This is a genomic window from Bradyrhizobium campsiandrae (genome assembly GCF_014529705.1).
Classification (GTDB): Bacteria; Pseudomonadota; Alphaproteobacteria; order Rhizobiales; family Xanthobacteraceae; genus Bradyrhizobium; species Bradyrhizobium campsiandrae.
Map to the genome: position 1 here is coordinate 80,046 of NZ_JAANIH010000014.1, position 20,787 is coordinate 100,832.

21 protein-coding genes are annotated in these 20,787 nt (G+C 65.0%); 11 read left to right on the plus strand and 10 right to left on the minus strand.

Annotation, left to right across the window (positions count from 1 at the left end; genetic code table 11):
- The first annotated feature begins 12 nt into the window (after positions 1–12).
- Positions 13–495, plus strand: coding sequence for a MarR family transcriptional regulator (locus G8O24_RS12865; protein ID WP_244645836.1), 483 nt, complete (start codon positions 13–15; stop codon positions 493–495).
- Here the strand turns inward: G8O24_RS12865 and G8O24_RS12870 are convergent.
- From G8O24_RS12870 to G8O24_RS12880, 3 genes are all read right to left on the minus strand, one after another.
- Positions 464–1,720, minus strand: a complete 1,257-nt coding sequence (locus tag G8O24_RS12870; RefSeq protein WP_188099738.1) for an O-antigen ligase family protein — start codon at positions 1,718–1,720, stop codon at positions 464–466. The genes G8O24_RS12865 and G8O24_RS12870 overlap by 32 nt on opposite strands.
- Positions 1,721–1,791: 71 nt before the next feature.
- Complete coding sequence (locus G8O24_RS12875) at positions 1,792–3,339, minus strand: undecaprenyl-phosphate glucose phosphotransferase (RefSeq protein WP_188099740.1); 1,548 nt, start codon at positions 3,337–3,339, stop codon at positions 1,792–1,794.
- A gap of 117 nt (positions 3,340–3,456) precedes the next feature.
- A complete protein-coding gene (locus G8O24_RS12880) occupies positions 3,457–4,590 on the minus strand; it encodes a glycosyltransferase family 4 protein (protein WP_188099742.1) in 1,134 nt (377 codons plus the stop codon).
- 203 nt (positions 4,591–4,793) lie between these two features.
- Here G8O24_RS12880 and G8O24_RS12885 point away from each other — a divergent pair, with 203 nt between their 5' ends.
- Complete coding sequence (locus G8O24_RS12885) at positions 4,794–7,013, plus strand: GumC family protein (protein WP_188099744.1); 2,220 nt, start codon at positions 4,794–4,796, stop codon at positions 7,011–7,013.
- Positions 7,014–7,041: 28 nt separating this feature from the next.
- Here G8O24_RS12885 and G8O24_RS12890 read toward each other — a convergent pair whose 3' ends face one another.
- Positions 7,042–8,223, minus strand: a complete 1,182-nt coding sequence (locus tag G8O24_RS12890; protein ID WP_188099746.1) for a GNAT family N-acetyltransferase — start codon at positions 8,221–8,223, stop codon at positions 7,042–7,044.
- A gap of 129 nt (positions 8,224–8,352) precedes the next feature.
- Here G8O24_RS12890 and G8O24_RS12895 point away from each other — a divergent pair, with 129 nt between their 5' ends.
- Positions 8,353–9,396, plus strand: coding sequence for a polysaccharide deacetylase family protein (locus G8O24_RS12895; protein WP_188099748.1), 1,044 nt, complete (start codon positions 8,353–8,355; stop codon positions 9,394–9,396).
- Here G8O24_RS12895 and G8O24_RS12900 read toward each other — a convergent pair.
- Entirely contained in the window at positions 9,386–9,607 is a 222-nt protein-coding gene (locus tag G8O24_RS12900) for a DUF2842 domain-containing protein (protein ID WP_188099750.1), read from the minus strand. The genes G8O24_RS12895 and G8O24_RS12900 overlap by 11 nt on opposite strands.
- 109 nt (positions 9,608–9,716) lie before the next feature.
- On the opposite strand from G8O24_RS12900, the gene G8O24_RS12905 reads away from it, so the two are divergent.
- Positions 9,717–10,796 (plus strand): COX15/CtaA family protein, encoded by a 1,080-nt coding sequence (locus G8O24_RS12905; RefSeq protein ID WP_188099752.1) that lies wholly within the window; start codon positions 9,717–9,719, stop codon positions 10,794–10,796.
- A 5-nt stretch (positions 10,797–10,801) separates the two neighbouring features.
- On the opposite strand, the gene G8O24_RS12910 is transcribed toward G8O24_RS12905, so the two are convergent.
- The 4 genes from G8O24_RS12910 to G8O24_RS12925 form a co-directional block, all read right to left on the minus strand.
- Complete coding sequence (locus G8O24_RS12910) at positions 10,802–11,149, minus strand: hypothetical protein (RefSeq protein WP_188099754.1); 348 nt, start codon at positions 11,147–11,149, stop codon at positions 10,802–10,804.
- Between the two features lie 198 nt (positions 11,150–11,347).
- Positions 11,348–12,628, minus strand: a complete 1,281-nt coding sequence (locus G8O24_RS12915) for an O-acetylhomoserine aminocarboxypropyltransferase (protein WP_188099756.1) — start codon at positions 12,626–12,628, stop codon at positions 11,348–11,350.
- Positions 12,629–12,763: 135 nt separating this feature from the next.
- Positions 12,764–13,348, minus strand: a complete 585-nt coding sequence (locus tag G8O24_RS12920) for a CoA-binding protein (RefSeq protein ID WP_188099758.1) — start codon at positions 13,346–13,348, stop codon at positions 12,764–12,766.
- 16 nt (positions 13,349–13,364) lie between these two features.
- Positions 13,365–14,189 carry an enoyl-CoA hydratase gene (locus tag G8O24_RS12925; protein WP_188099761.1) on the minus strand — a complete coding sequence of 275 codons (825 nt, stop codon included), beginning with the start codon at positions 14,187–14,189 and terminating at the stop codon, positions 13,365–13,367.
- An 86-nt stretch (positions 14,190–14,275) separates the two neighbouring features.
- Here G8O24_RS12925 and G8O24_RS12930 point away from each other — a divergent pair, with 86 nt between their 5' ends.
- The 5 genes from G8O24_RS12930 (at position 14,276) to G8O24_RS12950 (ending at position 17,745) form a co-directional block, all read left to right on the plus strand.
- A complete protein-coding gene (locus tag G8O24_RS12930; protein ID WP_188099763.1) occupies positions 14,276–14,704 on the plus strand; it encodes a PaaI family thioesterase in 429 nt (142 codons plus the stop codon).
- Between the two features lie 157 nt (positions 14,705–14,861).
- Complete coding sequence (rplM, locus tag G8O24_RS12935) at positions 14,862–15,326, plus strand: 50S ribosomal protein L13 (RefSeq protein ID WP_188099765.1); 465 nt, start codon at positions 14,862–14,864, stop codon at positions 15,324–15,326.
- A 2-nt stretch (positions 15,327–15,328) separates the two neighbouring features.
- Positions 15,329–15,811 (plus strand): 30S ribosomal protein S9, encoded by a 483-nt coding sequence (gene rpsI / locus G8O24_RS12940; RefSeq protein WP_188099767.1) that lies wholly within the window; start codon positions 15,329–15,331, stop codon positions 15,809–15,811.
- Positions 15,812–16,040: 229 nt separating this feature from the next.
- Positions 16,041–17,261, plus strand: a complete 1,221-nt coding sequence (locus tag G8O24_RS12945) for a GGDEF domain-containing protein (RefSeq protein ID WP_188099769.1) — start codon at positions 16,041–16,043, stop codon at positions 17,259–17,261.
- A 187-nt stretch (positions 17,262–17,448) separates the two neighbouring features.
- Positions 17,449–17,745: an antibiotic biosynthesis monooxygenase family protein gene (locus G8O24_RS12950; protein WP_188099771.1), complete on the plus strand. Its 297-nt coding sequence runs from the start codon at positions 17,449–17,451 to the stop codon at positions 17,743–17,745.
- Between the two features lie 6 nt (positions 17,746–17,751).
- On the opposite strand, the gene G8O24_RS12955 is transcribed toward G8O24_RS12950, so the two are convergent.
- The gene (locus tag G8O24_RS12955) at positions 17,752–18,939 is read right to left on the minus strand and encodes an AI-2E family transporter (RefSeq protein ID WP_188099772.1); all 1,188 of its coding nucleotides are present in this window, start codon (positions 18,937–18,939) and stop codon (positions 17,752–17,754) included.
- Between the two features lie 249 nt (positions 18,940–19,188).
- On the opposite strand from G8O24_RS12955, the gene G8O24_RS12960 reads away from it, so the two are divergent.
- Together G8O24_RS12960 and G8O24_RS12965 are read left to right on the plus strand one after the other, a co-directional pair.
- On the plus strand, positions 19,189–19,962 hold the full coding sequence (locus tag G8O24_RS12960; RefSeq protein ID WP_188099774.1) for a gamma-glutamyl-gamma-aminobutyrate hydrolase family protein: 774 nt from the start codon (positions 19,189–19,191) through the stop codon (positions 19,960–19,962).
- A gap of 101 nt (positions 19,963–20,063) precedes the next feature.
- Positions 20,064–20,675, plus strand: a complete 612-nt coding sequence (locus G8O24_RS12965; protein ID WP_188099775.1) for a hypothetical protein — start codon at positions 20,064–20,066, stop codon at positions 20,673–20,675.
- Positions 20,676–20,787: the final 112 nt, after the last annotated feature.

The window sequence follows — 20,787 nt, forward strand, 5'->3', positions numbered from 1 at the left end:
TTGGAGGAGGCGATGCGGCGGTCGTCCGCGCAGGGCGTGCTTTATGGACAAGCCGTTGCGAACGTGGCCGGAATCGCCAACTCCGACCTCGAATGCATGGACATTCTGTATCTCGAGGGACGTGTGGCCGCAGGCCGGCTTGCCGAGGTGACGGGGCTCACGACCGGCGCCATCACCGGCGTGGTCGATCGGCTCGAGAAGGCCGGACTGGTACGCCGCGAGAGGGACGAGACGGACCGCCGGAAGGTTTTCATCGCCGTCGTCCCGGAGACCGCCATGAAGATCGGCCAGCTCTACGTGCCGATGCAGCAGGCGATGGAGAAGGTCTTCAGCAACTATTCCGATGAGGAACTGCGCCTGCTGCTGCGTTTTGCCAATGAGGGCTACAAGAGCATCCTGGCTGCGACCACGACCCTGAAGGGGTTGATCGACACACCACCCGAGAAGCGACCTGCGCTGAAGCTCAAGCTGACGAAGCGTCCCCGTCAGACCTGATCTTGTAGGCCTGCGCGGCCGCGATCATGCCCCACATCGCGCCCAGCATCATCCAGAAATGGCGCCAGTGGTCGGTGTCGATCACGAAGCTTTCGCCGACGGTGCCGACGAAGGCCGAGAACACCGCCAGATAAGCGCGCTGCCAGGGCACGCGGACGAAGATGTGCCGGAACCCCGTGATCACGGTGGTGAAGACCAGCGCCGGATAGCACACGCCGGAGAGCCAGCCGCCTGACATGAAGGCGTTCAGATAGGAATTGTGGGTGTCTTCGGGAAAGAAGCGGTGGAATTGCAGGGGACCGATGCCGAACGGCAGGTCGAGCGCCATCTCCGCGCCGAGGATGTGCCGGCCGAACCGGCCGAAGCGACCCTCGTCGTAGCTCTGGTCGAAACTTGCGCGCTGCTTGAACATCTCGGCGATGGAATCGAACGACAGCAGCACGGCGATCAGCGCGAGGCCCAGCACCACCGCGACGATGGCCATGATGATGATTCGCGAGCGCTGCGCATTGGTGCGGCTGGTCAGCACCATCAACGCCAGCATGAAGGCCGAGGTCAGGATCAACCCGCCCCAGGCGGCGCGGGAGAAGGCCAGCAGGATCGCCAGCGACATGATGCCGAAGGCGATGACGTTGCGGAACGCCTTGGCGAGCTTGTCCGAGACCACGCTCTGCAGCGCGAACAGCGCCGGCAGGATCAGGAAGGCGCCGAGCACGTTCGGGTCCTTGAACGTGCCGCGGGCGCGCTCGTAGAGCGTCAGCAGGTCGTGGCCGCCGGGAACGAGGTTGAAATAACCGGCGATCGCCGAGAGAGAGGCGACCATCGCGCCAACCACGAGGCCGCGGCGCAGCATGTCCAGACGCGCGGCCGTGTCCTCGGAGGTGACCATGGCAAAGAACAACACCGTCACCGCCATGTACCAGGAGGTCGCGATCCAGCTTGCCACCTCGGGCTGGTCGAGCAGCGGGATCGCGCTGATGGTGTAGCCGACATTGAGCAGGACCAGCAGCAGCACCAGCGGCATCAGCACCAGCCGCAGGCGCAGGCCGGTGGCGAAGAAGGCGACCGTGGCGAGCAGCGTCGCGATCTCGTAAGGGCTCGGCTCGATGAACACGATCGCCCCGGACGCGCCGACCAGCCACACCAATGCGCGCTGGAGCGCCAGCACGCCGGGCGCGGCCGGTGCGGCTGCGTTCATTCCACCGGCTGTTGCCGCATACGCCATCCGACGCTCACGTTACTGGTACGCCACAAAACTCGGCGTCGCGGCCGGGCCTGACCGGCCATGACGGAAACTCAATACGCGTTCTCGTTCTTGGTCAGCAGCGAGAGTGGCGTTTTCAGGAGAATGACGAGGTCGAACAGCACCGACCAGTTCTCGATGTAATAGAGGTCGAACTCGACGCGCTTCTGGATCTTCTCTTCGTTGTCGATCTCGCCGCGCCAGCCGTTGATCTGGGCCCAGCCGGTGATGCCGGGCTTGACGCGGTGGCGGGCGAAATAGCCGTCGACGGCCTCGTCGAACAGCCGGCTCTGCAGCTTGCCCTGCACCGCATGCGGACGCGGGCCGACCAGGGAGAGATTGCCTGAAAACACCACGTTGAACAGCTGCGGCAGTTCGTCGAGGCTGGTCTTGCGGATGAAGCGGCCGACGCGGGTGACGCGCGGATCGTTCTTGGTCACGACCTTCGCGGCGGTCGGGTCGGCCTGGTGGTGATACATCGAGCGGAACTTGTAGACGTCGATGCGCTCGTTGTTGAAGCCGAACCGCTTCTGGCGGAACAGCACCGGGCCGGGGCTGTCAAGCTTCACGGCGAGCGCCACCAGAGCCATCACCGGAAGCGCGGCGAGCAGCGCGAGGCCGCCGACGAGGCGGTCGAACAGCCACTTCATCACCAGGTCCCAGTCGGTGATCGGCGCCTCGAACACGTCGAGCGTCGGCACCTCGCCGAGATAGGAATAGGAGCGGGGACGGAAGCGCAGCTTGTTGGTGTGGGCGGAGAGGCGGATGTCGACCGGGAGCACCCAGAGTTTCTTCAGCATCTCCAGGATGCGTGTCTCCGCCGAGATCGGCAGCGCGAACAGCACGAGATCGACGCGGGTGCGGCGGGCGAGCTCGACGATGTCGTCGACCTTGCCGAGCTTGGGCGCGCCGGCGCAGGTGTCGAGCGCGCGGCTGTCGTTGCGGTCGTCGAACACGCCGAGCACGTGGATGTCGGAATCCTGCTGCGCCTTCAGCGCTTCGACCAGTTCCTCGCCGTTGCTGTCGGAGCCGACGATGATGGTGCGGCGGTCGAGCCGTCCCTGGCGCGCCCAGTTGCGCACCAGCGAGCGCAGCACCAGGCGCTCGGAGGTGAGCGCGGCAAGTCCGAGAACGTAGAAGGCGGCAAGCCACAGCCGCGACATGTCGCTGCCGAACTTGGCGAAGAAGGAGATGCCAATGAACAGCAGGAAGACGAACGACCAGGACGAGATCATCCGCGTCATCTGCCGGAGCTGCCCCCGGAACAGCTGCACCTCGTAGATGTCGGCGGCCTGGAAGCAGACCACGGCCGCCACCGCGACCGCGATGATCTCCGCCGGATAGGCCCAGTTGAATCCGCAGAGCGGCATGACATAGCCGACATAGAGCGCGATGCCGACGAGGCTCAGCAGCGCGAAATCGATGGCGCGGACGATGCCGGCAATCACGATCGGCGAATAGGCGCGCGCGACCTTCTGGTTGACGACTTCGAGCGCCGCGGGCGTGAGCCGGCGCCGGCGTTCGACGAAAGTGGTTTCAGCAGGCCTTGCCGCGGCGCTGGTCGCGGCATCGAGCATCGAGCGTGCGTTGAGCGGTTCCACTGATGTCCACGTCCATTCCTAAACCCCGAAAGACGGCCGTGCGCCCCGGGCATGCATCCCCTGGCAAGTCGATTATCGGACAAATCGGAAGATTCTCTAAAGCGAACCAGAGGATGGTTAATGATTGGCAAATGCGTCGCGGTAGCCGGCAAGCACGCCATTGACCATCGCCTGCTGGGAGAAGTGCGCCGAGATGCGCTCGCGCAAGGCGGATGCACGCTGCGCGGTCGCCCCAGTATCCGCAAGCGCAGCCGCGATCGCCTCGGCCATGGCTTCGGCGTTGCTTGCCGCGAACAGGGCCGGGCTTTCGCTGCCAAAAATCTCGGGGATGCCGCCGACGCGCGCCGCGATCATGGGAATGCCGGCCGCGCCCGCCTCGATCACGACATAGGGCATGGAATCGCCGCGCGAGGGAACCACCAGCAGTCGTCCCTTGGAGAAGCCGTAGCGCGCCTTGACGTGGCCGATGAAGCGGATCGCGTCCGTCAGGCCGAGCCGCTCGACCTGCGCCTTCAGTGCTGCCGTCTCCTCGCCATCGCCGCCGAGCGTCAACGTCACCTTCTTGCCGCGCTCGTGCAGCCGCGCCACCGCATCGACCAGGAGATCGGCGCCCTTGATGTGCCGGAACTCGCCGACATACGCGAGGTCCGTGGCGTCGTCGGCGATGGCGACGGGCTCGAACTCTTCCGGTGTCACACCATTGAAGACGCAATGCACGACGCCCTTCGGCTTGCCCACGATGCGCTGATAGGTATCGCGGGCGAACGCGCTCTCGAACAGGAACAGATCGGTCGAATCCATCAGCACCCGCTCGAGCCGCGCGTAGAATTCGCCCTTGAAGGTGTTGAGGGGGTAATGCAGCGAGCCGCCATGCGGGGTGTAGATGCGAATGGTGTCGTCGGAGCGCCGCCGCATGCGGACGAAGGCGCCGGCCTTGGCGCCGTGGCCGTGCATGACGTCGGGCTTGAGCGTGGCGATCAGGCGTCGCATCCGGAGCCAAACGAGAAAATCCTCCGGCGAGGGTTCGCGACGGATCGCAAGCCGATGCACGCCGAGCTTCAACCGCGGCGCAAGCTCGGCCAGCGCCTTCTCGGCACGCTCGCCGCCGGTGAGGCTGTCGGCGAGAATCCCGACATGGTGACCGCGGTCGACCTGGCCGTTGGCGAGGTCGAGGATGTGCCTGATGATGCCGCCGACCGGCGCACGCACGGCGTGCAGGATTCGAAGCGGCTGGTCAGGAGAGGGGGGCATGATCAAAACCAGCGCTCGACGGCCACTGCCGAACAATGTTCTCGAAATATCGAGACGGATTAAGGGGCCTCGTGGTTAACAAACGGTGACGGGTGCGCCAGCGCCACCCGCGAGATGCTGCGATTAACCCAGCGGCAACCTTAATGGAGTGTAATCGGTCCCAATTGAGGTAGACGAGTGGCGTTGCCCTGCGGGAGTGTTCGATGCGTTTAGCGTTCTGGCGTGCCGGCAAGGACAAGGCCGTCATCGAGCGGGCCGTTTCGAAGGCCAAGTCTGAGATCAAGCCCAGAGTTGAAACCAGGCCGGCGCCGGTCATCGCGAAGCAGGCGCCAGCGGAATCCGGTGATATCGATCTGCATGCGCTGGGCGGCGCGCTTGCGCGCAAGCGCGGCTGGATCATCGTGCCGACGGTGCTGGCGCTCGTCGCGTCCGTCGCGGTCGTCAATCTCATCACGCCGCGCTACAAATCCGAGGCGCGGATCCTGATCGACGGTCGCGAGAATGTCTTCCTGCGGCCGAGCAGCGATCGCAGCACCGAGGAGCGGCAGGCGCTCGATGCCGAGGCCGTCACCAGCCAGGTGCAGCTCGTGCTGTCGCGCGATCTCGCGCGCGAGATCATCAAGAAGAACAAGCTTGCCGAGCGCCCCGAGTTCGATCCGGTGCTGCAGGGCGTCTCGCCGCTGAAATCGCTCGCCGCGCTGGTCGGCGTCGGCCGCGATCCGTTCTCGATGACGCCGGAAGAGCGCGTGCTCGACGCCTATTACGATCGTCTCCAGGCCTACGCCGTCGACAAATCGCGCGTGATCGTGGTCGAATTCCAGTCGCAGGATCCCGAGCTGGCAGTGCGTGTCGCCAATTCGATTGCCGACGGCTACCTCGTGCTTCAGCAGAATGCCCGCCAGGACCAGGCGCGCAACGCCAGCCAGTGGCTCGCCGGCGAGATCGAGAGTTTGCGCAAGAAGGTCTCCGAGGCCGAAGCCAAGGTCGAGGACTTCCGTTCCAAGTCCTCGCTTTTCGTCGGCACCAACAACACGACGCTGTCGAACCAGCAGATGGGCGAGGTCAACACCCAGCTCAACAATGCGCGCGCGCTGAAGGCGGATGCTGAATCCAAGGCCCGGCTGATCCGCGAGATGCTTCAGAGCGGCAAGCCGATCGAGGCCTCCGAGGTCGTGAACTCCGAGTTGATGCGGCGCTTGTCGGAGCAGCGGGTGACGCTGCGCGCCCAGTTGGCCGAGCAGTCGTCCACGCTGCTCGGCAATCACCCCCGCATCAAGGAACTGAAGGCGCAGCTCGGGGACCTCGACAACCAGATCCGCGACGAGGCGGCCAAGATCTCGCGCTCGCTCGAGAACGATGCGCGGATCGCCGGCGGGCGCGTCGACGGCCTGACCGCGAGCCTCGAGCAGCTCAAGAAGCAGGCGACCTCGACCAACGGCCAGGATGTCCAGCTCCGTGCGCTGGAGCGAGAAGCCAAGGCGCAGCGCGATTTGCTGGAGACCTATCTCGCCAAATACCGCGAGGCCAATACCCGCGAGACCATCGACACGGCGCCAACGGAGGGCCGCATCATCTCGCGCGCCATCGTTTCCAACACGCCGGCCTATCCGAAGAAGCTGCCAATCGTGCTGATTGCGACGCTGGCGACGCTGCTGCTCTCGTCCGGTCTCGTCGTCACCGGCGAGCTGCTGCGCCAGACTGCGCCGCGCGCCGTTGCCACGCTCACGCAGCCGGTGGCTCGCCCGGAGCCGGTCATCGATGTCGTCGAAATGGAGCCGGTGACGCTCCAGCCTGATATGACTGCATATGCCGAGGTCAACGAAGTCGCCGAGATCGGGCAGCTTGCTGAAAGCCTCAAGGCTGCGGGTTCGGCCGCGCAGAAGGTCACGGTGCTCGGCACCGCGCCGGGCGAGGCCATCACGCTGTCGACCCTGACGCTCGCCCGGCATCTTGCCCGCGATGCGCGCGTCGTCGTGGTCGATCTTGCCGCGTCCTCGCCGACGATTGCGGCTGTGTCCGTCGATCCGGCGGCGCCCGGTCTTGCCGAGCTGATGCAGGGGCAGGCCTCGTTTGCGCAAGTGATCACGCGCGACAAGCTCTCGCGGCTGCACCTGGTCATGGCCGGTCGTCCCGGTTTCGACCGCAGCCTGCTGCAGTCGCCGCGGGTGACGCTCGCCATCGACGCCTTGCTGCGCGCCTACGATCACGTGCTGATCGACGCGGGCAGCGCCTCCGATCTGCCGGCCGAACTGCTGACGGCGAATGCCCGCGCCGTCGTGGTGCCCGACACGTCGATGGAAGCGGACGCACGCGCCCTGATGTGCGAGCAGCTCAGGGCCGTCGGCTTTAGCGAGGTGACGATGCTGAGCCGCCCCGTGCAGCCGTCGGATGCCGGCGAGACGCCGCGCGTGGTGGCGGCGTGACAGTCCTGCCCCTGGTGGGAGGAAGCAGCTACCCGAACGCCTGACGCAGCCGTCGGGCCAGATCGAACAGCATCTGGTTCTGCTTCACCAGGCGCTTGCCGTGGCTGAGCGAGGACATCGCCATCGCGGCGACTCTGCCGCGCGAGGTCAGGGGCACGAAGCTGTCGAAAATATCCTCGTCACCCTTGCAGAACATGCGCTTGTAATCGTCCGTGCCGATGCCGAGGTCGAGCGAGCGGTAGCCGCGTTCGGCGTAGCGGTCGATCATGTAACGCATCAGGATCAGGCCCGGGCTGTAGCGGGCGTGCTCCGACATCGTGTAGGTGTTGAACATCGTCGAGAAGCGCTGGCCGTCGGCGACGCCGGCGAAGATTGCAATCACTTCCTCGTCGCATTCGAGTGCATGGATGTCGATGACCCGGCCTTCGCCGCGCGGCGCAAGGCAGGCGCTGCGGACGAATTGCTCGACCCCTGGCTCGGCAAAAACGTTCGGTAGTTTCTGTTCCGCCATCCGCGCCGGTTTGACGCGGAAGAACCAGTCGAGCAGGCGGGTGATGTCCGCGTCGGTCGTGGCAAGGTGGTAGCGATAGCCGGCGAGCGCCTGCAGCTTCTTTTCCTTGCTCTTCAGCCGACGGCGCAAGGAATTGCTGATCCTGGAGGCGGGCGGGCCACCAGCCTCCATCTCCAGCAGGGGGCAGCCGTTGATGGTGCTTTGCGGTGGCAGCAGCGCGAACGGATTCTGTTGACCGTGCCAGCGCCTGGGCTGCTGAATCAGCGCGAGAACGTCGGCCTGATCACGTAAGGGCGCGAACAGCGCGTCGAGATCCGCAGCGACGGCTTGGCTTGCGAACTCGGCGCTCCACAGTCCCATGTTGAAAGTCGTGTGCTTGCCACCCATGAAGCAGGCCGTGCGCACGCCGTGGCCTTGGTGGAGCGCGAGCGGCAACAGAGCAAGCGGCCTCTGTTCGGCATCGCGGGCGATCACGACGAAGGGGCGGGCGCCTTCACGCATCCCGACCGAGCGCTGCCACGAGGCGAGGAGATCGAACCGCTGATAGGGCGTGAAGAGATGTCCGGGCTCCTCGAGCGCGCGCCAGGCCGGCTCGGCTTCGGCGAGATCGGCGGCGATGTCGACATGCGCGATGTGGCTCGCTTTCGGCCGCGCTGGCTTTTCTGCCGTCCGGCTTTGTATCGCCGCAGCCATGGTCATCCGCGAAACCTGTCGAGAAAGCAAAAAATACGTATTTCGGCCTGTGGCCGACCTTTGCAAAGAAACGTCAACAAAGGGTAATGACGATGGCTGAGGGAACAGGCCGCCAGCGAACCCGAAGGTGGGATATTGGCAAGCGACAACAGATGGCCGGAGCGCTTGCGGCTCGAACTGGCCTGGTTCACCGGTCAGCCCCTGCTGCGCAGCCGCGGCGCAGGCGCCATCCTGCGTTTCGAGCGCGTGCGGCCACGGCGGGACGGCGCGTTCCAGCCGCTGCGCCGGCACGAGATCACACCGGAGTTTCTCGATCGCGCCATTCGCGCGCTGAAGCGCTGGAACTATGATTTCCTCGGCATGGACGAGGTCTGCCGACGCGCGGTGACGCTGCCCGAGACGCGACGCTTCGTGGCGTTGACCTTCGATGGCTCGAGCAAGGACCTGATCAGCTTTGCCTATCCGGTGCTGGCGCGCCACGCCGTGCCGTTCACGCTCTACGTTCCCACCGCCTTTCCGGATGGCGTCGGCGAGGCTTGGTGGCTCGGGCTCGAGCAGGTGATTGCACGCGAGAGCCGCATCAGCCTGATGATGGGGGACAAGGAGCAGCGTTTCACCGTCACCGACATCTCCGGGAAGCAGGCGCTGTTCTCGCATCTCGAGAGCTGGCTGCGCTCGCTGCCTCCGGCGGATCTGTCGACGGCGATCGCCGATCTCTGCACGCGATACCGGGTCGATCTCGCGGCCGTCTCGCGCGAGGCGTCGATGAACTGGGAGGATCTGGCCCGACTGGCCGCCGATCCGCTGGTCACGATCGGCAGCGCGACCGTGAACTATCCCAACCTCGCCAGCATGAAGGACCTGGCCGCGCTGCGCGAGATGACGATGGGCAGGGCGGTGGCGGAAGCCGCGTTTCGCCGGGAGGTCAGGCATCTGGCGTTTCCGTTCGGCGATCGTGGCTCGTTCCAGCGCCGCCACGTCGTGATGGCGGAGGAGGCAGGTTTTGCCAGCGCGGTATCGACCATCTCCGGAATCGTCGATGCGGAAGGGCGCACCAATCTGCGCGCGCTGCCGCGGATTGCCTGGGATGGGAGGATGCGCTCGCTCCGCATGCTGCGGGTGCTGGTGTCAGGCGTTGCCTTCGCGCCGGTGAAACCGACCGGCAGCGTCACGAGCTAGATTTGGCGCGATCCGGTCGCTGCATCCAGCTCACGATCGGCATCGCCGGCAGCACCCAGCCCATGCCGACCACGACATAGTAGATCGCCTGACGCCAGCCCGACTCGGCGATCCACGGCATCTGCGCCGCCGCCATGCCGAGCAGAGCCCAGACGGTGGCCAGCAGAAGTAGCAGAATGGCGCCGAGGAACTTGCGGGTACGGATCGTCATGGCGGGGACTTGAGGCTTTCGCGTAACTTGCGCTGCAGGAGCGGGGGACTATAAGGGGCACGCAGTCCGGTTCAAGTAGCTTGGGTACAAGGCTTGGTTTGCCCCTGATATGACGACGAATTTCGCCCCGACCAACCATCGCGCCGTGCGCTGGTGGCTGATTTCCGTGGCCGCCCTGATCGCGCTGATGGTGCTGGTCGGCGGCGCGACGCGGCTGACGGAATCGGGCCTTTCGATCGTCGAATGGAAGCCGGTGACCGGCAGTCTGCCGCCGCTGTCGGAGGCGCAGTGGACTGACGCCTTCGAGGCCTACAAGACGATCCCGCAATACCGCGAGCTCAATGCGGGCATGAGCCTGTCGGAGTTCAAGCAGATCTTCTGGTGGGAGTGGAGCCACCGGCTGCTTGGCCGCTTCATCGGCATCGCCTATCTGCTGCCGTTCCTGTTCTTCCTGTGGCGTGGCGGACTGTCCGGCGAGTTGAAGCGGCGGCTGTGGCTGCTGTTCGCGCTCGGCGGTCTCCAGGGCGCGGTCGGCTGGTGGATGGTGGCTTCAGGCCTGTCCGAGCGGGTCGAAGTGTCGCAATATCGCCTGGCGACCCATCTGGTGCTGGCGCTGCTGATCTTTGCCGGCATCGTCTGGACAGTGTGGCGGCTGGCGGCTCGGCCGCAGCTTGCGGTCCCGGCGCGGCTGCGGGTGACGAGCGCGCTCCTGGTGATCGTGACCTTCGTCCAGATCTATTTCGGCGCGCTGGTGGCGGGCCTGCGCGCCGGACGCGCCTACAATACCTGGCCGCAGATCGACGGCGCGTTGATTCCCTCGGCCGAGCGGCTGTGGTTCGAGACGCCCTGGTGGCGCAACATGTTCGACAATGTGCTGACGGTGCAGTTCGAACACCGCATGACGGCTTATTTGCTGTTCACGCTGGCGGCGCTGCACGCCTTCGACGCGGTGCGCACGCGCGCCGGCTCGGCGGCGCGTGGCGCGCTCTGGCTGCTGGCGGCGGTGAGCCTGCAGGCCGTGCTCGGCATCCTGACGCTGCTCAACCAGGTCCCGATCGATCTCGCGCTCTCGCACCAGGCGGTCGCGATCATCGTGCTCACGCTTGCGGTGATGCAGGCGGAGCGGCTGGCGTCGCGGCAGCCTGCCGAGCTGCAGCCGCGTGGAGTTCCGCTGGGACAACCCGGCTGATCAGATCAGCAATAGCCGTAGATGCCGCACGAGTAGGGCAGGCGCCAGAAATAGTCGACCTGCTTCCCGCCGTAATACGAGCCCTGATAGTCATAGTCCCAGGGGCGACCGTAATAACCTGGCAGCGTATGGGAGCCCGGCAACAGCGGCGTGCCCGGCAGGTTCCGGATGTAGCTGCCGATGCCATAGGCGGGCGAGATCAGTGCGTCAGGATCGGTCTCGACATAGACCTTCGGCGGCTCCTGCGCCGGAACGACGGTGGCGCGTCGCTTCGTATGCGCCGGCAAGTCGGCGGCGTCGGCGGCCGAGACCGTCAGCATCACGGCCAGGGCGGGCACCATCCAGCGCAGCATTGTCGGCTCCGAATCAAGGGGCGATCCAGCGACGATGTATGCGGCAGATATGGTTAATGACTGTTAACTGGCGGCGGCCAGGATTGCCGTGGTCATTCCGGGACGGTCCGGCAGGACCGAACCCGGAATCCAGGGCAGATCAGGCAAGATCGGGCTTCCAGGTTCGGTGCTTCGCACCACCCCGGAACGACGAGGAAATTACCCTGCCAGCGCCTGCTCCAGGTCGGCAATGAGGTCTTCCTTGTCCTCGATGCCGACCGAGAGCCGGACAACGTCGGGGCCGGCGCCGGACTTGATCTTGGCGGCGTCGTCGAGCTGGCTGTGCGTGGTCGAGGCCGGGTGGATCACCAGCGAGCGGGTGTCGCCGACATTGGCCAGGTGAGAGAACAGCTGCAGCTTCGACACCAGGCTGACACCGGCGTCATAACCGCCTTTCAGGCTGAAGGTGAACACGGCGCCTGCGCCCTTCGGCGCATATTTGCGCGCGAGCTGGTTGTACTTGTCGCTCGGAAGACCGGCATAGCTCACCGAGGCCACGGCGGGGTGACCAGCGAGGAATTCGGCAACCGCTTTGGCGTTGTCGCAGTGCTTCTGCATGCGCAGCGGCAGCGTCTCGATACCGGTGAGGATCATGAAGGCATTGAACGGCGACAGTGCCGGCCCGAGATCGCGAAGGCCCAACACGCGGCAGGCGATCGCGAAGGCAAAATTGCCGAACGTCTCCTGCAGCCGAATACCGTGATATTCCGGCCGCGGCTCCGACAGCATGGGGTATTTGCCGCCTGTGGACCAATCGAACGTACCGGCATCGACGATGATGCCGCCGAGCGAATTGCCGTGGCCGCCCAGGAATTTCGTCAGCGAGTGCACGACGATGTCGGCGCCGTGGTCGATCGGGCGGATCAGATAGGGCGAGGCCAGCGTGTTGTCGACGATCAGCGGCACGCCCGCCTTGCGCGCCACCGTCGAGATCGCCTCGATGTCGGTGATGCTGCCGGCGGGATTGGCAATGGACTCGATGAAGATCGCCTTCGTGCGCGGCGTCACCGCGCGCTCGAAGCTTGCGATGTCGTCGGGATCGGCCCACACCACGTTCCAGCCAAAGCTCTTGAACGCATGCGTGAACTGGTTGATCGAGCCGCCATAGAGCTTTCGCGCCGCGATGAACTCGTCGCCCGGCTGGAGCAATTGCTGCAGCACCACGACCTGCGCGGCATGGCCCGATGCGACCGCAAGCGCGGCCGTGCCGCCCTCGAGCGCGGCGACCCGCTCTTCCAGCACGGCGTTGGTCGGATTGCCGATGCGGGTATAGATGTTGCCGAATGCCTGCAGGCCGAACAGCGAGGCGGCGTGGTCGGCGTCATTGAAGACGAATGAGGTCGTTTGGTAAATCGGAGTCGCGCGCGCACCGGTGGTCGGATCGGGCTGTGCACCGGCATGCACGGCGAGGGTGGAAAATCCCGGAAGGCGATCGCTCATTGAGGGCGTCCTGTTCTTGTCTGAAATCGCGCGGCATGCTGATGGGAGCCGTGCCCGGCGTCAAGCCGCGGCTTCACATCGCAACGATCGTGCTACGCATTGACGCGTTCGCGAAACGAATCCTTCGCAATTGCGTCAGCTTTGCTCGCTCTTGTTTTTCGCTGCGCGATCGGAGGCGGCCGTATCGCCGCCGCCGACACTCATCCGATTGAGGGATAGGCGCATGCCCTGCGTCGGCGCCGGCGGGCGTTTGGAACTGAGCGTGCGGGAATTGACGCCCATCCAGGAGATTTCCGAGGACAGCCGGCCATATTCGATCTTGGGGCAGCGGTTCATCACGACCTTGATACCGGCGGCCTCGGCCTTTTCCGCCGCCGCATCGTCGCGCGCGCCAAGCTGCATCCAGATCACCTTCGGCAGCGGATCGAGCGTGAGCGCTTCTTCGACGACGGGCATGATGTGGCTGGAGTTGCGGAAGATGTCGATCATGTCGACGGGGCGGCCGATGTCGCGCAGCGAGGCGACGAACGGCTTGCCGAGCAGGTCCTTGCCGACATGGCCGGGATTGACCGGAATCATGTCGTAGCCGCGCTGTGCCAGATATTTGAACGCGAAATAGCTCGGCCGCACATTGACCGGCGAGGCGCCGACCATCGCGATCGACTTGACGCTGTTGAGGATGCCGCGGATGTAATTGTCGGGATAGGCGTCGTGGTTCATTGCCGGTCTTTTCTTGTCACTCATCCCGCCAGGTCGGCGCACGCTTCTCGATGAACGCGCCAATGCCTTCTTCGGCATCGCGCGCCATCATGTTCTCGGTCATCACCTCTGCCGCATAGCGATAGGCATCGGCAAGGCTCATCTCGGCCTGGCGATAGAATGCTTCCTTGCCGAGCTTGACGGTGTAGGCGGATTTCAGCGCGACCTGCTCGGCGAGCGCAATCGCGGCGTCGCGCTCGGTGCCGGCGGCGACCACGCGATTGACGAGGCCGATCTCTCGCGCGCGTGCGGCCGGGACCGGCTCACCCGTCAGCAGCATTTCCATCGCCTGCTTGCGCGGCACGTTCCTCGACAATGCCACCATCGGCGTCGAGCAGAACAGGCCGATGTCGACGCCGGGCGTGGCGAAGCTCGCCGCGTCCGACGCGATCGCAAGGTCGCAGCTTGCCACGAGCTGGCAGCCGGCCGCGGTCGCGATGCCCTGGACGGAGGCGACCACCGGCTTGGGCAGATGCACGATCGCCTGCATCATGGCGCTGCAGGCGTTCATGGTCTCGGCGAAGAAGGCGCGGCCGCAATCGGGGTCAGCTCGGCGCGCGGTCAGCTCCTTCATGTCGTGGCCGGCCGAGAAGGCGGGACCGTTGGCCGCCAACACCACGCCGCGGACGGTCTTGTCGCTGCCGATCTCATCGAGCGCGGCATGCAGGCTCGCGATCATCGCCGTCGACAGGCTGTTGCGGGCGGCCGGCCGGTTGAGGGTCAGCACCGCGATGGAGCCCACTGTTTCGCGCAGCAGAATTGACTGAGGCGGGGAGGGGGCGCGGGCGGCCTGGGTGGACATTGCGGCGTTTCCGGTTGGATTATTACAGTGAGATGATGCAGATAACCTAATGTAGCAAGCGACGCGAAGCGAGGGTGGGGAACGGCATGGCGGCAGCGAAAATGAGCGTGGCGGAGCTCGAGCAGTTTCTCCGCGACGAATTTCCCCAGGCTTTCAGCGGTGACGACATCACCATCGAGAGCGCGGATGGCCAGACCTGCCTCCTGCGTCAGCGCTACAGCGAGCGGATGCTGCGGCCGGGCGGAACCGTGTCCGGCCCGACGCTGATGGCGCTGGCTGATTTCGCCATGTACGTGGTGCTGCTGTCGGCGATCGGTCCGATCGGGCTTGCGGTCACGACCAATCTCAACATCAATTTCCTCCGCAAGGGCCAGCCGGGACAGGACGTGCTGGCGGAGGCCCGGCTGCTCAAGCTCGGCAAGCGCCTGGCGGTCGGGGAGGTCAATCTGCTGTCGGGGACCTCGCCCGACCCGATTGCCCATGTCACATCGACCTATTCCATTCCAAATGTTTGAGCTTTTTGCAGGTAATATCACACCATATTTTTAAGATATTGATTTTACTGGTGTAAATTCATCTGTTGGGCATTGACCATTGCGCGCCTGTTCTCTAGAAACCCGCGCAGTCCGGTGCGGTGTTCGCGCCGATGTCTCCCTTCACGGAAATTCAGAGATGAAAACCTTTTCGGCAAAGCCGGCCGAGGTGACGAAGAAGTGGGTGCTGATCGACGCCAAGGGTCTGGTCGTCGGCCGTCTCGCCACCATCGTCGCCATGCGTCTGCGCGGCAAGCACCTCCCGACCTACACCCCGCACGTTGATTGCGGCGACAATGTCATCATCATCAACGCGCAGCACGCAGTCCTCACCGGACGCAAGCGCGAGCAGAAGACCTACTTCAAGCACACCGGTTATGTCGGCCACGTCAAGGAGCGCACCGCGCGCCAGATCCTCGAAGGCCGTCATCCCGAGCGCGTGCTCGAGAAGGCCGTCGAGCGCATGATCCCGCGTGGTCCGCTCGGTCGCGTGCAGATGGGCAACCTCCGCGTCTATGGCGGCGCCGATCATCCGCACGAGGCGCAGACCCCCGAGAAGCTCGATATCGCCAAGTTGAACCGCAAGAACACGAGGGCCGCATAATCATGGCCGAATCCATTCAGTCGCTCGACCAGCTCTCGCAGCTCAAGACCACAGCCGTGGCGCCCGATGCGCCCAAGCACGAGAAGAAGGTCGACAAGTTCAACCGCGCCTACGCCACCGGCAAGCGCAAGGACGCGGTCGCCCGTGTCTGGATCAAGCCGGGCGCCGGCAAGGTCACCGTCAATTCGCGCGAGGTCGAGGTCTATTTCGCCCGGCCCGTGCTGCGCATGATGATCGAGCAGCCGTTCTCGGTGGCCCAGCGCTCGGGCCAGTATGACGTGATCTGCACCGTCGCCGGCGGCGGTCTGTCCGGTCAGGCCGGTGCCGTGCGTCATGGCATCTCCAAGGCTCTCACCTATTTCGAGCCGGAGCTGCGCAGCGTGCTCAAGAAGGGCGGCTTCCTCACCCGCGACTCGCGCGTGGTCGAGCGTAAGAAGTACGGCAAGGCCAAGGCCCGCCGGTCCTTCCAGTTCTCGAAGCGTTAATCGCTTCGGTCACATTCGCCGCGAAAGCGGCTTCAATGAAATGCAAAAAGGCGCTGATTTCAGCGCCTTTTTTGTTGATCGTTTGTACGCAAATTGAGCGCGTGTTTCCCGAAAACTTGGCCTCCCGCGAAAACCCGATTGGAACTCGCAGCACATAGCGTCGCCTTTGGAAGGGCGCGCAAGTCGGCTGGGCCGATCGCGTAACTGCTATGTCTTGAAGGGGGCCGACATGATGTCGCTCGATAGCATCACGCTCTATTTGGTTGCCACCATGGTCGCCGCGCTGCTCGGCGCCATGATGGTGTTTTTCGGCAAGCAGGAGAACAGCCCTGCGCTGAAATGGTGGGGCACCGCCTATCTGCTCGGTGCGGCCTCCGTGGCGTTGTGGACTGCGGCCGGCGACAAGCTCGGGCCACATCTCTATCTGGCGCTGAACGCAGTCGGCTTCGTCGCCTGCGGCATGGTGTGGAATGCGGCGCGCGTCTTCCACGGCCGCAAGCCGAACTGGCCGGGCCTGCTCGTCGGCGCGCTCGCCTGGGTCGCGGCCGCCTCGCTGCTCGATCCCGCTTCGTCCATGCTGCGCATGCTCGTCGGCGCCGGCATCGTCTCGATCTATGCGGCGCTGACTGCGGGCGAGCTCTGGGTCGAGCGGCGCAAGAGCCTGCAGCGTCGCTGGCCCGCGTTCGCGGTGCCTGTCATGCACGGCTGCGTTCTGATGCTGCCGATCCTGATCGGCAGCTTCCTGCGTCCGAACGATGCGGGCTTCTCCAGCAGCATCTGGGTCACCGCCTTCGCGGTCGAGCTCGTGCTCTATGCCGTCGGCACCGTGTTCGTGATCTTCATGCTGGTGTCCGAGCGCACGGTGACCGCGCACCGGACCGCAGCATCCACCGACCCCCTGACGGGCATGCTCAATCGCCGCGGCTTTTCGGAAGCCTGCAGCCGGGTGATCGAGCGGGAGGCGAAGGCCGGGCGTCCCGTGACCGTGATGATCTTCGACATCGACCATTTCAAGTCGATCAACGACCGCTTCGGTCATCCTGCCGGCGACGAGATGTTGAAATTGTTTTCGACCGTCGTCGTCAGCAATCTGCGCATCTCCGATCTTTCCGGCCGCATCGGCGGCGAGGAATTTGCGGCGCTGCTGCCGTGCTCGCTCGAGGAGGGCGTGCTGGTCGCCGAGCGCGTGCGCGAGGCGTTCGAGACGTCGGGTGTCGTCGTCGACGAGGGTCCGGTCGACACCACCGTCAGCATCGGCGTCGCCGGCGGTCCGGCCGGCACCGAGCTCGAGGTGCTGCTGGCCTCGGCCGACACCGCGCTCTACCAGGCCAAGCGCGGCGGCCGCAATCGCGTCGAGTCGGCGGAAGAGCTGCCGCTGTCGCTGGAGAACTGGCGCCGCCAGAGCGCGGCGCGGACCGGCGTGCCGCAGACGCGTCCGGCCACGGCATGAGGCAAACGGGCGCTTGAAGCCGCCGCAAGCTCGGCGCGCGGCGGCTTCGCCTGTCTGTTCTCGACGGCAGACGAATACTGTTCGCCTGAGAGTGCCGCATTTTCGGCCGGGCAGGGCGCCGTTTCGGCGCCTTTTTCTTTGGTCCCGTCTGCGCTAGACACGGCCACCAACAAAAGGGTGGAAACCGATGATCACCGAGATCGCGCAAATCGACGTCAAGCCGGGCAGCGAGAAGGACTTTGAGGCCGCCGTCGCCAAGGCCAAGGCCGCCTTCGGCCGCTCCAAGGGCTTCCACGGTTTTGAGCTGCACAAGTCGATCGAGAAGCCGCAGCGCTACCGGCTGATGGTGAAATGGGCCGCGCTGGAGAACCATACCGTCGATTTCCGCGGCTCCGAGAATTTCACCGAATGGCGCGGCCTCGTCGGCCAGTTCTTCGCCTCGCCTCCGGAGGTCGAGCACACCGAAACCGTGCTGACGACGTAAGCGGGGTCAGGCCGCCTCGGCCAGAGGCGGCGCCTCATACGTCTTGAAATGGTCGATCATGACCTTGGCGATGGCGACGAGCGGGAGCGCCAGCGCCAGGCCCCAGACGCCGAAGACGACGCCGAGCAGAATCTGGAACGCGAACAGCGTGGCCGGTGGGATGTTCAGCGCCTGGCGCTGCAGCAGCGGCGTCAGCACGTAGCTCTCCATCGCATGCACGCCGAGGAACAGGATCAGCGCTGACAGCGCCGGAATCCAGCCCGAGGCGAGGCTCGCCAGCACCACGACGACGCCGGCGATGATGGCGCCGACGGTCGGGATGAAGGCCAGCAGGCCGGCCTGGATGCCCAGGATGAACGAGCCGGGGATGCCGATGATCGCAAGCCCGATCCAGGTCACGATGCCGACGGCGAGCATGACGATGATCTGTGCGATCAGCCAGCGCTCCAGCGTCTCGCCGATGCGGTCGACGATGAGGGTCGCACGGAGGCGATGCCTGGCCGGTGCGAGGAACAGCAGGCCATCGTGATAGACGCCGGGCTGCGTGGCGAAGGCGAGCCCCAGGAACAGCACGATGAAGATGTTGCCGACGGCGCTGATCGCGCCGAACAGCAGCTTGAAAGTCTGGCTGACGATCGCTCCGCCGCTGGAGGCAAGCGCTCCCGCGCCCGGCAATTGGCCGCGCGCATTCGGGCTCGGCGCCGGCGGCTGCGCCGTATCGCCCGAAGATGAAGCGGCGGAGGTGGTATTGCCAATGTCGAAGAAGCTGGTGTCGATGCCGTGGTTTTCGAGGAAAGACCTGAGATGCGAGATCTGCGACTTGATGGTGTTGCTGAGGACTGAGGCCTGATCGGCAATCGTCGCGCCGCCGAGAAAGGCGACGCCGGCAAGCAGAACCGCAAGCACGCTGCAGACAATCGCAAGCCGCACCGCATGCGGCAGGTGCACGCGGCGGCCGAGCGCATTGGTCAGGGCGTTGAGGCCGACGCCGAGCAGCATGCCGGTGAAGATCAGGAGCAGGGTGGCGGCAAAATACCAGGTGAAGACCAGCGCCGTGGTGAACAGCACGACGGCGACGCCGCCGACGGCGATGGCCCAAGCCATGTCAGAAGCCCTGTCAGAAGCCCTGTCCCGGGCGATGCCCGGAACCAGATCGGCGCGAGTTTTGGGCCGTTCATCGCTGGGGACGGTCACATCGTGTCCTTTTCTTCGGAGCGGGCAGCAGTACTCTTTCGTGAAATCCGGCCGGGGATCAAGCCGGCTCCGCTTGCCGGATTGAAGCGTGCTGGCGCCTTGCTGCCGCCCCCTTGGATGGGCGGGGAGCTCCGAGCGGTGGATTTGCGCAAAAATAGCATTGCCGTCCCGCGATCCCTTCTGTTGAATTTGTTCCATCCGGGGGGCATGTTGAGAGAATCTTTTTCGGCGCGGAGGTCGGAACGGGAGATGAGAAAGCCGGTCGTCGGCGTGATCGGGAATTCCCATCGCGTCGAAAATCGATTTCAGGTCCAGATGGTCGGCGAGCGCAATTTGCGCGCCGTGGCGGAGGTTTCCGGCGGCTTGCCGCTGATGTTTGCGGGCTCCCCTGACATCACCGATATCGCGGCGCTGCTCGATACCGTCGACGGCATCGTGCTGACCGGAGCCCGTGCCAACGTCCACCCGACCCGGTTCAACGTCGATCCCTGCGAGAAGCACGAGCCTTACGACATCCACCGCGACGAGGTTGCGCTGGCGCTCTCGGTCGCCTGCGTCTCGCGCGGCATTCCGCTGTTCGGTATCTGTCGGGGCCTGCAGGAGATGAACGTCGCCTTCGGCGGCTCGCTGCATCCCGAGATCCGCGAAATTCCCGGCCGCATGAACCATCGCATGCCCCGGCTCGAGAATGGCGAGATCCACCCCGATCCGACCGTCGTGTTCGCCGACCGTCACGACGTCGCACTCACGCCCGGTGGCGCCTTTGCCAGGCTGCTCGGCTGCGAGAAGATCCGGGTCAATTCGCTGCACGGGCAGGGAATCCTCGATCCCGGCAAGCGCGTGCTGATCGAGGGCGTCGCCGAGGACGGCACCATCGAGGCGATCCGGATCGCGGAAGCCCCGACCTTCGCGCTCGGTGTCCAATGGCACGCCGAATACGACCCACAACGCAATCCGATCAATCGCAAGCTGTTCGAGGCTTTTGGCGAGGCGATGGTGGCGAAGCAGAGGGCGGCGGCGTAGGCCGGGCGGCGTCGCTCTGACCTCATTGGTCGGGAGTTGTGCCGAGCCAACCTCGCGCGTTACGCTCCGGGCCGGATCTTCCGGTTCGGAATTCATGCCCGATGCTACGCAACGTCGCCGTCTCGGCTCTCATCGCGATCGTCTCGCCCGCCTTTGCCCAGACTGCTCCGCCGCAAGAAGGACCGATCACCTGTGCTTCGCCAATTGCACGGGATGATACGGAGACGCGCCTGAAGCAGCGTTACGGCCAGGAAGCCGTGGACCAGGACCTGCCGGGCGCCGAAGGCGAGACGTACAAGGGCCTGGTGCTGTTTCCGAAGGCGATGGATCGCCGCATCGAGATCGCCTTCACCGACGACAAGGCGAGACGCGCCGCCGGTTTCACTCTTCGCGACACCGCAAAGAGCAGCCGCTGGAGCGTCAACGGCATCACGATTGGATCGAGCCTCGCCGACGTGCAGAAGGCGAACGGCAAGCCGTTTCTGGTCGCCGGCTTCGAGTGGGACTATGGCGGCTTCGTCACCGACTGGAAGGGCGGCGCGCTCAGCCATCCGATGCCCGGCGGCTGCACCTTGACGATACGCTTTGGCAAGAACGCCGCCGCACCGAAATCTCTGCTCGGCGACGGCGTGAAAGTCGCCTCGGATAACGCCACATTGGTGAAGTGGGCGCCGGGAGTGGCGGAGATCGGAGTGAATTTTCCGGAGAAGTGAGCAAGCGACAATTGCGCGCACAACATCTCCGGCGGAGTAAACCAATCAGCAAGAATTGCTGCGCGCTGATTTTCATGATTCCGATTCGTTCTTTAAGAACGAAGTGGAGTCA